9 protein-coding genes are annotated in these 14,417 nt (G+C 73.1%); 7 read left to right on the forward strand and 2 right to left on the reverse strand.

Annotated elements, in window-relative coordinates; genetic code table 11:
- The first annotated feature begins 62 nt into the window (after positions 1–62).
- From O0S08_RS22305 to O0S08_RS22315, 3 genes are all read left to right on the forward strand, one after another.
- Positions 63–3,425, forward strand: a complete 3,363-nt coding sequence (locus O0S08_RS22305; RefSeq protein ID WP_269041229.1) for a serine/threonine-protein kinase — start codon at positions 63–65, stop codon at positions 3,423–3,425.
- A 277-nt stretch (positions 3,426–3,702) separates the two neighbouring features.
- Positions 3,703–4,512 (forward strand): ADYC domain-containing protein, encoded by an 810-nt coding sequence (locus tag O0S08_RS22310; RefSeq protein ID WP_269041230.1) that lies wholly within the window; start codon positions 3,703–3,705, stop codon positions 4,510–4,512.
- Positions 4,513–4,551: 39 nt separating this feature from the next.
- A complete protein-coding gene (locus tag O0S08_RS22315; RefSeq protein WP_269041231.1) occupies positions 4,552–6,018 on the forward strand; it encodes an AMP-binding protein in 1,467 nt (488 codons plus the stop codon).
- Here the strand turns inward: O0S08_RS22315 and O0S08_RS22320 are convergent.
- Positions 6,005–6,478 (reverse strand): hypothetical protein, encoded by a 474-nt coding sequence (locus tag O0S08_RS22320; protein WP_269041232.1) that lies wholly within the window; start codon positions 6,476–6,478, stop codon positions 6,005–6,007. The two genes, O0S08_RS22315 and O0S08_RS22320, sit on opposite strands and share 14 nt — an antisense overlap.
- Before the next feature lie 101 nt (positions 6,479–6,579).
- On the opposite strand from O0S08_RS22320, the gene O0S08_RS22325 reads away from it, so the two are divergent.
- On the forward strand, positions 6,580–7,827 hold the full coding sequence (locus O0S08_RS22325) for a DUF4215 domain-containing protein (RefSeq protein WP_269041233.1): 1,248 nt from the start codon (positions 6,580–6,582) through the stop codon (positions 7,825–7,827).
- 66 nt (positions 7,828–7,893) lie between these two features.
- Here O0S08_RS22325 and O0S08_RS22330 read toward each other — a convergent pair whose 3' ends face one another.
- On the reverse strand, positions 7,894–9,342 hold the full coding sequence (locus tag O0S08_RS22330; protein ID WP_269041234.1) for a TIGR01777 family oxidoreductase: 1,449 nt from the start codon (positions 9,340–9,342) through the stop codon (positions 7,894–7,896).
- Positions 9,343–9,714: 372 nt separating this feature from the next.
- Between O0S08_RS22330 and O0S08_RS22335 the strand changes: the two genes are divergently transcribed.
- The 3 genes from O0S08_RS22335 to O0S08_RS22345 all read left to right on the forward strand — a co-directional run bounded on the left by O0S08_RS22335 (position 9,715) and on the right by O0S08_RS22345 (position 14,358).
- Positions 9,715–10,566, forward strand: coding sequence for a sterol desaturase family protein (locus O0S08_RS22335; RefSeq protein ID WP_269041235.1), 852 nt, complete (start codon positions 9,715–9,717; stop codon positions 10,564–10,566).
- Between the two features lie 88 nt (positions 10,567–10,654).
- On the forward strand, positions 10,655–13,183 hold the full coding sequence (gene thrA / locus O0S08_RS22340) for a bifunctional aspartate kinase/homoserine dehydrogenase I (RefSeq protein ID WP_269041236.1): 2,529 nt from the start codon (positions 10,655–10,657) through the stop codon (positions 13,181–13,183).
- The gene (locus O0S08_RS22345; RefSeq protein WP_269041237.1) at positions 13,183–14,358 is read left to right on the forward strand and encodes a radical SAM protein; all 1,176 of its coding nucleotides are present in this window, start codon (positions 13,183–13,185) and stop codon (positions 14,356–14,358) included. The genes thrA and O0S08_RS22345 overlap by 1 nt, the downstream gene beginning before the upstream one ends.
- The last annotated feature ends 59 nt before the right edge of the window (positions 14,359–14,417 follow it).

Consider the following 14,417-nt stretch of genomic DNA (forward strand, 5'->3'; position numbering starts at 1 on the left):
CTCCTCGGGTCGGAGTGGGACGTACCTGTGACCGGAGTCATACTGAAGGGCTGCTCCGCCCGATGTCCCTGCCCGCTCCGAGCCCGCGAGAGTCGCTCAGCAGCGCCGATCTGCATCGGCTCGATCAAGCTGCGTGGTTGCTCGCCCAGAAGGAGCCCACGCCGGACGCCGACGCCTTGCTCAGCGTCGCGGCCGGGCACGCCATGGCGCACGGTCGGGCCGGCCGCAGCGACCTCGTCATCGCCCTCGTCGCGGCGATGATCGACCGGCCGCCGGCCAGCAGCGCCCGCAACCAGGCGCGAGAGGACTGCGCCGCACGGCGGCTGGCCGACCTCCTGCACGAGCTCACCGGCTCCGCCGAGGCCGCCCTGGTGCAGCGGGCCATTCGCCGCGGCGGCCTCGACTTCACGCTGGCCTTGCCGGCCGCGCGGCGGATCCGTCGCGCCCTCAAGCGATCGCTGCACGAGGGCAAGGCCAACGAGACCGAGGTCGAGTCCCTGCGCGGCCTGGCCACCGCCGGGTGGGAGTCGTTGCTCGACGCGCTGGCCCGTTCGCTCGCGCTCGACGGCGACGACGAGGTCTTGACCGACGTCGCCCTCGACGCCCCGAACGACGGCTCCGGCGCCCGGCTCGCCCGCGTGCGCGCCCTCCTGAACCCGAGCGAGCCGCTGCCGGACATCGAGCTGCTCGCGCGCGCCGGCGAGGCCTCGGCGCTGAGCCGGCGGATCGGTCGCTTCATCCTCCTTCAGCGGATCGGCACCGGCGCCATGGGCGTCGTCTACGCCGCCTACGACGATCGCCTCGATCGCAAGGTAGCGATCAAGGTCTTGCGCCCGCAGGACCCGAAGCACAGCGCGCGCGCCCAGCTCCGCCTGCTGCGCGAGGCCCAGGCCATGGCCCGGCTGTCGCATCCCCACGTCGTCGTCGTCCACGAGGTCGGCACCGACGGCGCCGATGTCTACGTCGCCATGGAGTTCATCCGCGGCGTGACCGTGCAGACCTGGCTGGCCAGCAAGTCGCGGAGCTGGCAGGAGGTCGTCGACGTGTTCGTGCAGGCCGGGCGCGGCCTGGCCGCCGCGCACGCGGTCGGCCTCGTCCACCGCGACTTCAAGCCGAGCAACGTCATGATCGGCGAGGACGGCCGGGCCCGCGTCCTCGACTTCGGCCTGTGCCAGACCGGCGAGGACGCCAGCGGCGAGCACACCCGCTCGACCGGCTCGCTGAGCCGCGATCGCAACGCGGTCTCGGCCAAGGTCACGCAGGGCGGCGAGGTCGTCGGCACCCCGGCGTACATGCCCCCGGAGCAGTTCAGCGGCCGCCTCGTCGGTCCGGCCTCCGATCAGTTCGCCTTCTGCGTCTCGCTCTACGAGGCCCTCTACAATCAATTGCCGTTCCCCGGCGACACCGTGCACGAGCTGGCCCACGCGGTCGCGCGCGGCGAGGTGCGCGACCCGCCGCGGCTGACGCGGGTGCCTGCGTGGGTCCACAGCGTCGTCCTGCGCGGCCTCCGACCTGACTCGAAGGACAGGTTCTCCGGCCTCGACGCCCTGCTGCGCGCGCTCGATCGCAACCGCGTGCTGAGCCGCCGCACCTACTTCGGCGGCCTCGCCTTCGCCGGCGCCGCCGCGCTCGCCGGGTTCTTCGCCGCCAAGACGCAGGAGCCGCGGATCGACCCGTGCAGCCACGGCACCGCCGAGATCCACGGCGTGTGGGACGGCGAGCGCCGGCGGGCCGCCGAGCAGGCCTTCGTCGCCGCCGGGCCGGCCTTCATCAACGAGGTGTGGCCGCAGGTCAACGAGCGGCTCGACTCCTACATGAACGAGTGGTCGCGCGCGCACGCCGACGCCTGCGAGGCGCGGCGGCGCGGCGAGCAGTCGGACGAGCTCGTCGATCGCCGCATGGCCTGCCTGGGCCAGCGCAAGGCCGCCTTGGCCGAGGCCGGCGCCCTCCTGGCCGAGCGCGACCAGAGCGTCGCCGTCCACGCGCTCGAGCTGACGTACAAGCTCCCGGCCATCGAGCGCTGCAACGACCTCGTGGCCCTCCGCGAGGACGTCGCCCCGCCCGACGACCCCGACGTCAAGCGCCGCGTCGACGACGTCGAGGAGGGCCTCACCCGCGTCGTCAGCCTCGAGCACATCGGCCGCACCACCCAGGCGATGGAGCTCGGCGATCAGCTGCTGGCCGACGCCCAGGCCATCGGTTACGAGCCGCTGCTGGCGCGCGCCCTGCTCTATCGCGGCCGCCTCTCGCTCAACCGCACCGCCATGGTCGAGCCGCAGTTCGAGATGCTGCAGGCCGCGCTGCACACCGCGCTGGCGGCCAGGGTCGACGACGTCGCCGGCGAGGCCATGGCGCACATGTTGTTCGTGCGCGGCCGGCTGCCCGGCGGGGCCGCGCGGGCGCTCGAGGACCTCGGCCACTACCGCGCCTTCATCTCGCGCCTGTCGCACCCGGGCCACCTGCAGGGCCTCTTGCTCAACAACGCCGCCGTCGTCACCTTCGCCAGCGGCGACGTCGACGGCGCGCGCAAGCTCTACGCCGACGCGTTGCGGGTCAAGCGGGCCAGCAACGAGGAGCCGCTCGAGATCGCCTACAGCCTGACCAACGTCGCCATCCTCGAGGACGACGGCGACACCCGCGCGCACGACATGACCGAGGCGGTGCGGATCTTCGACCGCGAGCTGGGCCCTGCGCATCCGCAGACGATCGAGGCCCGGATCACCGCCAGCGTCTACATCCGCAACCCCGAGACCGCCCGCCGGATCTTGCGGCCCGGCTGCGACGCGCTGGTCCGCTTCGCCCCCGGCGATCCGGTGCCGCGGGCGCGCTGCCTCGCCATGCTCGGCTATCACAGCAGCGAGGCCGGCGACTCCGACGAATCGCAGCAGGTGCTGCGGCAGGCCGCGGCGCTGCTCGCCAGCGAGGAATTCGACGGCGACCTGATCCGCAACGTCGACGTCGCCTTGATCAGGGGTTTTGCCGCGCTCGAGGGCGGCGATCACGAGGCCGCGGTCGACGAGCTGCGGCGGGTCCTGGCCACGCGTCAGGGCGACTCGTGGTGGCGCCAGCGCGAGGCGGCCGAGCTCGAGCTGGTGCTCGGCCTGCACCTGCGAGCGCTCGGCGATCGGGCGGGCGCCGCCGAGGCGCTGCGGGCCGCGGTCGACGGCCTGGTCGCCGCCAAGGCGACCGCCCGCGACGTCCTCGTCGATCAGCGCCTGGCTCGCGCCCGCGTCGTGCTCGCCGAGGTCCTGCTCGCCGCCCCGCGGCCCGACCTCGACGACCTCGACCGCGCCGGTTCGTTGCTCACCGAGGCGATGCGCTGGTACCTCGAAGGCGGCGACGAATACGCGTGGCGACTCGCCGAGATCCGCGCCCTCGACGGCGTGCTCGCGGAGCGTCGCAGCGACCGCCGCGCAGCGCCCTGAAAACACCGGCTCACGCGGCGAGTGTGGGCGCGGATCACATCCATCCACCGATCGGGCTTGAAAGCGGCCCGACACTGCATAGAGAGGTGGTGGAGGGATTGTTGTGAAATCAAGAAACTGTCATGGAATCCGCGCTACGATGGGCTTTTGCGGACTGCTCGCCGCCTGTGACATTGATAAGACGTTGATAGCGGACGACTCTGGTGTCATCAATCCTCGAATCGGCGAAAAGGGCTCGAGTTGTCCGATCTGGCAGTGCGGATTCAATGCCGCGGAGGTGTTCGGCGGCTCGATCCACGAGCTCCACCTCGGGGGGAAGGCCAACGCGGCCGGGCTGCAGCTCTTGAAGGTCGCGCCCGGTCCTGCGGCCGCGGCCGGCGGGTTCGAGCGGCTGGGCGTCGTCGGCGACGCCTTCGTCCTCCGCGACGCCAGCGGCGCCGTGCTCGCCGGCCCGGCCCTGGTCGGCACGCGCCTCTATCTGGGGTTGAACGGCCAGCCGTTCGCTACCGTGATGATCGCCTCCCACGATCGCGTGGCCCGCTGGGCCGACGGCGCGCCCGACGTCGACGCCTACGGCCTCGTCTATATCGACGGTAATCACATCGAGCGGAATGTTTGCACCGGGTATCATAATTCGCCGCGGGCCCCGATCGCCCTGGTCCTGGGCGGCGAGACCTACGACATGGACGCCAAGGAGGTCCGCCCGGACCCCGAGCAGCAGTGGTTCAGCATCGCCTGCGCCGGCTCGGCCGCGGCCAAGCTGTCGCTCCTCGGCTACGGCCCCCAGAGCAGCAAGACCACCCCCGCGCGGCGTCAGGCGACCCTCAAGATGATCACCGCCGATTATTGCGGCGACGGTCACAGCTACACCGTGGACGGCACTCCGATCCAGTGGGAGAACGTCACGGGGACGGTGGGCCTCACCGCCGAGCCGGCCGCGATCGAGGCCGTGTGGACCGCCGACGGCGCCCTCTGCCTCGACGAGGCGCGGATCGCCGGGACCGAGATCGATTGCACGCTGCCGCGCTGCGGCCAGTACGACCTCGCCGACGGCGAGTGGATCACGTACGTCCCCATGGTGCAGTGACTTGCAAGCGGGGCCGGGATTTGCGACACGCATCCGGGCGTGGAACCCCTCTTCCCCTGCCTCGCGGACCCTGACGGCCGGCTGGTGCTCACCGTCGGCGAAGACAGCTACACCGACCGCCAGCTCCTCGCCGCCGCGCGCCGCCACGCCCTGGCGCTCGCCCGCGCCGGCGTCGGCCCCGGCGACCGCGTCGGCGTGTGGACCCAGCCGCACCTCGGCACCGTCGTCGCCCTGGTCGGCGGCGCCCTCGCCGGCGTCGTCACCGTCCCGCTGAACCCCCGGCTCGGCGAGCGCGAGTGCTCCCACATCGCCGCCGACGCGGCCCCGCGCTGCTGCTTCGCCGCCCGCCCCGACGAGTGCCCCGACGGCCCGCTCGGCCGCGCTCTGCCTATCGTGGAAGACATGTCCGAAGAGGCATGCCCCGAAGGCCAGAGAAGCTTCGACCGCGCCGACGACCGCCCGCTCCTCCTCATCTACACCTCGGGCACCACCGGCGCGCCCAAGGGGGCCGTCCTCACCGCCGCGGGCGTGGCCGCCAACATCGACGGCCTGGCGCGCGCGTGGGCGTGGACGGCCGCCGACACCGTCGTCCACGCCTTGCCGCTGTTCCACGTCCACGGCCTCGTCCTCGGCCTGTTCGGCAGCCTGCGGATCGGCGGCCGCTTGCACTGGCAGCCGCGCTTCGACCCGGCCGCGCTCGCGGCGGCCGTCCGCGGCGGCGGGATGCTGTTCGCGGTGCCGACCATGTACGTCCGCCTCGCCGAGCTGGCCGAGCGCGATCCCTCCGTCGCCGCCGAGCTCGCGGCCGCGCGCCTCCTGATCTCGGGCTCGGCCGCCCTGTCCGCGCGCGAGCACCGACGGCTCGCCGCCCTCACCGGTCGCGGCGTCTACGAGCGCTACGGCCTCACCGAGACCCTGATCGTGTGCGCCGTCCCGACCTCGGGCCCGCCGCGCCCCGGTCTCGTCGGTCCGCCCCTCCCCGGCGTCGAGGTCCGACTCGTCGACGACCAGCGGCGCCCGCTCGACGCGGCCGACGACGCCACTCTCGGCGAGATCGCAGTGCGTGGCCCCAGCGTGTTCGCCGGCTACCTCGGGCGCCCCGACGCCACCGCCGCGGTGCGCGACGCCGACGGGTGGTTTTACACCGGCGACCTCGCCACCCGCACCCCCGACGGCGCCTACCGGATCGTCGGTCGTCGCGCCACGGACCTGATCAAGAGCGGCGGGTTCAAGATCGGCGCCGGCGAGATCGAGACCTGTCTCCTCGAACACCCCGACGTCCTCGAGGTCGCGGTGATCGGTGTGCCCGACGACGACCTGGGCGAGCGGATCGTCGCCTTCGTGGTCGTCCGCGATCCGGCGCGCGCCCCGCTCGGCGAGCAGCTCATCGACCACGTCGCTCGGGCGCTGGCCCCGCACAAGCGCCCGCGCGACGTCCGGTTCGTCGAAGCCCTGCCTCGCAACGCGATGGGCAAGGTGATCAAGGCCCAGCTCAGCCGCCCCTGAGGCACCCGACCTCACGGGCCACCGCCTCGATCACGGGCCCGTGCTGCGCCGCGATGTGGCGGTGCATCATCGCGTTGTACCCACGCGCGTGGCCGACCACCACCTCGTCGACCCCGCACGCGCCGACGTTGCGGTAGTCGATGTCGTACTCGAAGCGCAGGCGCTCGGCCAGCTGCACGTGACAGGTCCGCGGTTGCTCGTACGACTCGAGCGCCAGCACGCCTCGGGCGAGATCGAGCGCAGCGTCGAGCGCTCCTTCATCCTCTGCGTCGACGGTGCTCATCCGCGGCGCGCGGCGCTCCAAACAAACAGGCGGACTGGACACCATCCAGCCCGCCTGCGGCTCATCTTCGACTTGTTCGATCGTCTCGTGGCCGTGAGGGGCGCAATTGATCCCCGTGATCGCCACCGACATGCACACCGCCATCTCACCGATCCTTCGCAGCGCGCTCGCTCGCATCGCACGTCCTCCGGGCGCCGAGACAACGATCCCTCGCCGCGGTTCCGACCCGTCTGCACGCGGGCGTGTGGCCGCTCGCCTCTGCCTGGTATCGTTCCGCCATGCTTGGCCTGACCTGGATGCACCGCAGCGCCTGGCTCGCCGCCCTCGCCGGCGCCGGCGGCTGCCAGATCTCGAACCCGGCCTTCGGCCTCGACCCTGACACCCACGGCGGCAGCGACAGCGCCGGCATCAGCGCCAGCGAGGCCCAGACCGAACCTGTCCTCACGACCAGCAGCGAGCCGACCACCGGCGTCCTGCCGACCACGGTCGAGCCCGGCACCGGGACCGACCCCGGCACCACCTTCAGCAGCGAGCCGCCGCTCACCTCGAGCAGCGACACCCACGACACCGCCCCGAGCGGTTGCGGCGACGGCGTCCTCGATCCCGGCGAGGCGTGCGACGACGGCGACGGCATCGACACCAACGACTGCACCAACAAGTGCACCGAGGCCGAGTGCGGTGACGGCATCGTCCACGACGGCCACGAGGCGTGCGATGGCGGCGGCGTCGACGACGACCAGTGCACGGCGGCCTGCACCGTCCCCAAGTGCGGCGACGGCGTCGTCACGGCCTCGGAGCAGTGCGACGACGCCAACGACGACAACTTCGACGGCTGCTCCAATGATTGCACCTCCTCGTGCCAAAACCGGGTGTTCGAGCCCGACCGCGAGGAGTGCGACCCGACCGACCCGGTGTTCGCCGAGCTCGACGCCCTGTGCACCAAGGAGTGCCGGCTCGACACCTGCTTCCGCATGACCAACACCGCCGAGGAGGACTTCGCGGGCCCGGACTGGTTCGACGCGTGCGCCAGCGCGGCGGGCGAGCGGATCGCCGTCCTCCTGCGCGACCACGACGGCGTGCAGTACCTGCGGTTCGGGCTCAAGCCGCCGTCGAATTCCGACTGGACCCCGGCCAACATGACCTCCACCAAGTCGGCGGCCGACCAGTGGAAGTTCGACTATCACGATCGCAAGATCGTGCTGACCGACCTCCTCTTCGACAAGCCCGGGCCGTTCGTCGACGTCCTCTACGCCTTCGGCAAGACCGGCCAGCCCAAGGTCTCCGAGGCCGGCATCTGCCCCTCCAGCCTCGGCGACGGCTACGCCTTGGCGATCGCCTCCGAGGACGCGGAGACCCACGCGCGCGTCCTGCTGATGCCGTTCGCCGGCAAGTCGATGCCGCGCAACCTCGGCGGCTGGGCGGACGCGGGCGCGGGCGTCGAGCTCGCCTTCGACGGCGCCCCCATGCCGCTGTGCGGCGAGGGCCCCGCCCCGTTCCTCGGCACCGTGGCGGTCGCGGTGTTCTGAGGCGCATGCTCATCGGGACATGTCCGTACGGGCATGTCCCTGGCGACATTTCCGCAAGAACATGCTCTACGAGACATCCCCGGCGGGATGGGTGCCGAAGCGCAGGCGGATCGCCTGGGCGCGGTACTCGAAGATGTCGCGCAGGCGCGGGCGCACGAACAGCGCGTCGGCGATCCGGCCGATCGGCCCGAGCGGCGGGCGGTAATAGACCGTGTCGTCCATCTCCGTCCCGCCGTCCTCGCGCGGCGCGAAGCGGTGCTCGTGCCACCAGGCGGCGAACGGCCCGCGCAGCTGCACGTCGACGAAGCGGCGGTTCGGCTCCCACAGCTCGAACTCCGTGGTCCAGTGGACCTGCACCGGGCCGACCTTGAGCTTGTAGTCGATGTGGCGCCCCGGCTCGACGATCAGCGGCCGCGGCGTGACGATCGACATCACCGCCGAGCGCGGCGTCATGATCCCGAGGTTCTCCGGGTGGGCGAAGAACGCGAACACCGCGGCGCTCGGCGCCGCCACCACGGTCGACTGCCGCAGCACCGTCGTCGGCGTGCGCCGGGCCAGGTACGGGCTGGACGGCGCCAGCTCGGCCGGCGCGAAGTGGGGCCGGTCGCGGCCGCCGAACAGGTCCTCGAAGGCCGCCGGCAACGTCGGGAACTGGAACTTGAACCCGAGCGCCAAGGTACGCGCCGGCACTGCCCGCTGGCTGGCGACCAGCGCGTCCGCGGCCTCGCCCTTGGCGATCCGCAGCGCCAGGCGGGGCACCGGCAGGCGCGCCTTGCGACCGATCGACTCTGCCAGCGCCTGCGAGAAGCACAGGTTGGTCACCGGCTGGGGCGCCACCGCCAGCACCGGCCCGGTGTAGCGCGGGTCGGTCGCCGCCGTCGTCAGCAGCTCGACCAGGTCGTGCAGGTGGATCCACGGGAACCACTGCTCGCCCGAGCCGAGCGGCCCGCCGAGGCCGGCGCGGAAGATCGGCAGCAGCTCCTCGAGCACCCCGCCGCCGTGGCCGAGCACCAGGCCGATCCGCGGCGTGCACACCCGCACTCCGTGCGCCTCGGCCCCGCGGGCCGCCGCCTCCCACGCCTGGCACATCGAGCCCAGGAAGTCGTCGGCCGGCCGCGCCGTCTCCTCGAGCTCCTCGTCGCCGCGGTCGCCGTAGTAGCCCACGGCCGACGCCGACACCAGCACGCGCGGCCGCGGCTCCGCCCGCGCGATCGCCCGGACCAGCATCTCGGTCAGCGCCACGCGGCTGTCCCAAAGTTCACGTTTGCGCGCCGCCGTCCACCGCCCGACCCCGACCGACTCGCCCGCCAGGTGGATCACCGCCTCGCAGCCCGTCAACGCGCGCACCAGCGCCGCCTCGTCGCCCGCGGCCGCCAGCTCGACCTCCGCGCCGAGCAGGTCGGCCGCGCGCCGCGGCGAGCGCACCCAGGCGCGCACGTGGTGGCCGTCTCGCAGCAATCGGAGGACCAGCGCCCGTCCGACGAACCCCGTCGCGCCCGTGACCAGAATGTGCATCGTCGGGCGGCAACTGTGGCACACGCCGGCCGACCGTCAAGCACGGCCGCGGCCGCGCGACGCAGCCGCGTCGGCGGCGTCCGGGCGCGACGCGAGATCCGATGTTCCAAGGCGCCGCGACCTCGGCGAGACGGCAGTCCATGGCGCGAGGAGTGCTGCCCGACACCGGTGATCCGGCGGGCCAGCGCGAGCCGGCGCGGGACGGCGAGCGAGCGCCGGCAGGCGCCACGACCTCCGCGCGCGACCGGCGTCGACGTCACGTCATGGTGGGGGCGGGCGACCGGCCGCGACCGCACGAGCCCTGTCTGCCCGACCGCGCGGACAACCCCCCTGGACAGCCCGCTCCCGATCTTCTCCACTGGTGCCGCGAAGATGCCGCGCCTGACCGACCTCCTCCGCCCTGCCGCCGACGCCTCCGTGTTCTCCAGCCATGGCCGCGGCTTCGCCGGGGCGGTCGATCGCGGCGTCGTGCTGCTCATCACCGCCGCCGGCCTCGCCTGTCCTCAAGGACCTGTCCTCTGGTACAAGTCGCTGCTGCTCGTCTTCGCCGCGGTGGGCGGCCTCATCCTGCTCGGGGCGGGCGCGGCCACGGTGTTCGCCGCGCGCCGGGGCGAGCGGATCCAGGGCCCGCGGCGGCGCTCGCCGCTGATCGGCCGCAGCGCCGGCGACACCGCCCTGGCCGCGTGGGTCGCCGCTTGCTTCGCCGCCTGGCCGATGGCGCGCGCCGACGCCGGCGAGCCGATCGGCCTCGTGTGGTCGCTGGCCGAGGCCGGCGGCCTGTCGGCAGTGGTCTGGCAGACCTTGCTCGGCGTCCTGGTCCTCGATGCCTGGCTGTACTGGAAGCACCGGCTGCTGCACACGCGCCTCCTCTTCCCGTTCCACCGCGGCCACCACGTCTACCGCGACCCCACCCCGTTCGCCGGCTTCGCCGTCGGCCCGATCGAGTCGGTCATGACCTTCTGGCCGATCATCCTGGTCGCGTTCCCGTGGGCGACCCACTTCGGCCCGACCTACGTCGGCCTGGTCGTGGGATTCGTCCTGCTCAACTATTATTTGCACTGCGGCGTCACCTTCCGCGCATTGGAGGCGACCCTGCCGCGGCTGTTCGTCAACACCTCGGCGTTCCACAACCGCCACCACGCCAACGCCGAGGTCAACTTCGGCGAGGCGTTGACGCTGTGGGACCACATCTGTCGCACGCGGGCCGAGGACCGGCGGCGCTAGTCTCCAGGCCCGCGGGCGGCAACCGCGGCACACGCCGTCGGCGGCGCCGCCTGCCCGTCGGGGTCCGCTTCCGATATCCTGCCGGCGCATGACGCCGCAGCACGAACCTGGCCAGGCCCGTCCGTTCCGCGTGATGAAGTTCGGCGGCAGCTCGGTCGGCGCCGCCGAGCGCCTGTTCCAGGCCCTCGACCTGATCGCCCGCGAGCGCGACGACGGCCCGGTCGCCGTCGTCGTCTCGGCCATGGCCGACACCACCGACCGCCTGATCGCCGCCGTCGACGCGGCCGCCGCCGGCCTGCCCGGCGACCCCCACGTCGACGCCATCGAGGCGCTCGTCGTCAACGTCGCACGTGACCTCACGGACAGGCTCGATCGCGCAGGTCTCTTGAAACATGTCCCTGAGGACCTGTCCGTTGCGATCGCCGAGCTGATGCGCCCGCTGCGGCAGCTGCTGCTCGGCGTCGGCCTCGTGCGCGAGCGGACCCTGCAGACCCGCGACCTCGCGCTGTCGTTCGGCGAGCGGGCCAGCGTCCTGGTCGTGCGCAGCCTGCTGGCCGCGCGCGGCGTCGCGGCCGTCGGCGTCGACGCGCGCGACTGGACCGTCACCGACGACCGCTTCGGCCAGGCCACGCCCGACCTGGCCGCCTCGGCGCTGCAGCTCGGCGCGCTGGCGGCCGCGTGGAGCGGCGCAGTCAGCGTGCACACCGGCTTCCTCGGCCGCACGCGCGACGGCCGGACCACCACCCTCGGCCGCAACGGCTCCGACTACACCGCCGCCCTGCTGGCCCAGATCCTCGGCGCCGCCGAGCTGCAGATCTGGACCGACGTCTCCGGGGTCATGACCGCCGATCCGGAGCTCGTGCTCGAGGCATACCCGGTCGCGCACCTCAGCCAGGCCGAGGCGCTCGAGCTCGGCGACCTCGGCATGATCCTCCACCCGCGCACCATGTCGCCGCTGATCGAGGCCCAGATCCCGCTGCGCGTGCGCAACACCGCCCGCCCCGACGATCCAGGCACCCTCATCGACGCCGTCGGCACCCGCGACGAGCGGCACCCGGTGTGCGTCGTCTCGACCGAGGACCTCGCGCTCCTCGACCTCGAGACCCGCCGGCGCCTCGGCCACGAGCGGATCGGCGAGCGAGCCCTGCGCGCCCTCGCCAACGCCGGCATCCCGGTGTGGGTCGGCACCTCCGCCCCGCGCGACCGCGCCTTCGCCGTCGCGGTCGCCCGCCACGACGCCGCGCGGGCCGAGGCCGCCCTGGCCGCCGAGTTCGGCCGCAACCCCGACGGCGAGCCGATCGAGCTCGCGCCGATCCGCGTGCGCGAGCCCGTCACCCTCCTCACCCTCGTCGGCGAGGCCATGGGCCGCACCCCCAACGTCGCCGGCCGGTTCTTCGGCGCGCTCGGCCAGATCGGCGTGCTCGTCCGCGCCAGCACCCAGGGGGCCGGCGAGCGCTCGATCTCCGCCGTCATCGACGGCGAGGACACCGCCACCGCCGTGCGCACCGTCCACGCCGCCTTCAACCTCGCCGTCCAGGAGGTCAACCTCCTCGTCCTCGGCAAGGGCATCGTCGGCCGCGAGCTCCTCAACCAGCTCGCCGCCCAGCAGCAGGCCCTCGCCGGCGACCAGGACGTCCTCATCAAGCTCGCCGGCGTCGCCGACAGCAAGCGCGCCGTGTTCGACCCCGCCGGGATCGCGCTCGCGCGCTGGGAGGCCCGGCTGCAGGAGTCACATGTCCCTCCGGACATCCCGGCCCTGCTCGAGCGCCTGCGCCGCCTGCCCGTCCCGATCCTCGTCGACTGCACCGCCGACGACACCACCGCGCTCTACGAGACCGCCCTCTCGCTCGGGATCCACGTCGTCGCCGCCAACAAGCGCCCGCTGGCCGCGCCCTGGCCGATCCGACAGGGCCTCATGGACATGGCCCGAAAGCGGCATCGCCGCTGGGAGTACGAGACCACCGTCGGCGCCAGCCTCCCGGTCATCGACACCCTCAAGAGCCTCGTGCGCACCGGCGACGGCATCGTCCGCATCGAGGGCAGCTTCTCCGGCACCCTCGGCTACCTCGCCGGCGAGCTGTCGCGCGGCGTCCCGCTGTCGCACGCGGTCCGCGACGCCCGCGCCCGCGGCTACACCGAGCCGCACCCGCGCGACGACCTGTCCGGCCTCGACGTCGCCCGCAAGGCGCTGATCCTCGCCCGCGAGCTCGGCATGGAGCTCGACCTCGACGCCGTCGCCATCGAGCCGTTCGCCCCCTCCGAGGCGCTCGGCCACGACGACCTCGAGCGGTTCTTCCTCGCCCTCGCCGAGCACGACGCCGCCTTCGCCGCCCGCGTCGAGCGCATGCGCCAGGGCGGCCGCGTCCTCCGCTACCTCGCCCAGATCGATCCATCCCCGCCCGCCGGCGTCCCGGCGGTGCGCGTCGGCCCGGTCGAGGTCGAGCCCGATCACCCCGCCGCCCGCCTGCGCGGCACCGAGGCGTTCGTCGCCTTCACCACCGACCGCCACCGCGCCTACCCGCTGCTCGTCCAGGGCGCCGGGGCCGGCGGCGCAGTCACGGCCGCCGGCGTGCTCACCGACATCCTCAAGATCGCCATGTCGCTGCGTGGTCGCTGATGGCCAACCTCGGCTACATCCAGGTCGTCCGCCACTGCAATCACTTCTGCGGGTTCTGCAGCAACCCGGCCACGCCGTACGTCCACACCCTCGAGTCGATGCGCGCCCTCGTCGACGACCTCGTCGCGCGCGACTACTTCGGCGTCATCCTCACCGGCGGCGAGCCGACCCTCCACCCCGAGCTGCCGGCGATCGCCGCCTACGCCAGCGGCCGCGGCCTCGACGTCCGCCTGATCACCAACGGCACCCGCCTCGCCGATCCCGCCTTCGCGCGCGCCCTCGCCGACGCCGGCGTGCGTCGCGTCCACGTCTCGATCTACTCCGTCGTCCCCGAGATCGAGGCGCGCCTGCGCGGCGCCGCCGGCACCCTCGACAGGGCCTTCGCCGCCCTCGATCGGGCCCACGAGGTCGGCGTCGACGTCCACGTCAATTGCGTCATCAACCGCCTCAACGCCGATCACCTCGATCGCAACGTCCGCCACTTCCTCGCCCACCACCCGTACGTCCGCCACTTCGTGTGGAACAACCTCGATCCGTCGATGGGCCGCGCCGAGGTCAACCAGGCCGAGTTCGTCCCGCGGCTCGAGCAGTTCGAGCTCTCGCTCGCGCGGGCCATGCGGCTGCTCCACGCCAGCGGCCGCACCTTCCGGGTCGAGAAGGTCCCGCTGTGTTACATGGGCGAGTTCGCGTGGGCCAGCACCGAGACGCGCAAGATCGTCAAGGGCGAGGAGCGCGTCGTCCACTTCCTCGACGACAAGCAGACAGTGCGCCAGACCGCCTGGGGCCACCTCTACGCGCCCGCGTGCGGCGCCTGTCGCCTGCGCCCGATCTGCGGCGGCCTGTTCGATCGCGGCGGCGCCTACGACCCCGCCGAGCTCGCGCCGCAGTTCGTCGACCCCGAGCCGATCGTCCGCGCGATCCTCGACGACCCCAGCGACCCCACCGTCTCCGATCGCACCCTCTCCTCCTGGCGCGAGGAATTCCGCCGCCACGGCGCCGCCCGCACCGCCGTCTCGAGCGAGCCCGCCGCCCCGCCGCGCGCCCCCGAGGCCCCGCAGGTCGGCCAGATCACCGTCGAGGGCGTGCGCCTCTACCAGGCCCGCCGCCGCGCCGAGGCCCGCAAGGCCGAGGCCCTCGGCGTGCGCCAGGAATCCGGCCGCGACGACGACGCCTGACCTCTCGGGCATGTTCGCCAGGACCTGCCCGAGAAAGCATGTCCATTCCGCCATGCCCT

This window comes from Nannocystis punicea, from assembly GCF_026965555.1.
Taxonomy (GTDB): Bacteria; Myxococcota_A; Polyangia; order Nannocystales; family Nannocystaceae; genus Nannocystis; species Nannocystis punicea.

Excerpts from the sequence above, each read along its gene's own strand:
- O0S08_RS22305 (WP_269041229.1), top strand. The coding sequence starts at position 63 with ATGTCCCTGCCCGCTCCGAGCCCGCGAGAGTCGCTCAGCAGCGCCGAT.
- O0S08_RS22320 (WP_269041232.1), bottom strand. The coding sequence starts at position 6,478 with ATGCGAGCGAGCGCGCTGCGAAGGATCGGTGAGATGGCGGTGTGCATG.
- O0S08_RS22325 (WP_269041233.1), top strand. The coding sequence starts at position 6,580 with ATGCTTGGCCTGACCTGGATGCACCGCAGCGCCTGGCTCGCCGCCCTC.
- O0S08_RS22330 (WP_269041234.1), bottom strand. The coding sequence starts at position 9,342 with ATGCACATTCTGGTCACGGGCGCGACGGGGTTCGTCGGACGGGCGCTG.
- O0S08_RS22335 (WP_269041235.1), top strand. The coding sequence starts at position 9,715 with ATGCCGCGCCTGACCGACCTCCTCCGCCCTGCCGCCGACGCCTCCGTG.
- thrA (WP_269041236.1), top strand. The coding sequence starts at position 10,655 with ATGACGCCGCAGCACGAACCTGGCCAGGCCCGTCCGTTCCGCGTGATG.
- O0S08_RS22345 (WP_269041237.1), top strand. The coding sequence starts at position 13,183 with ATGGCCAACCTCGGCTACATCCAGGTCGTCCGCCACTGCAATCACTTC.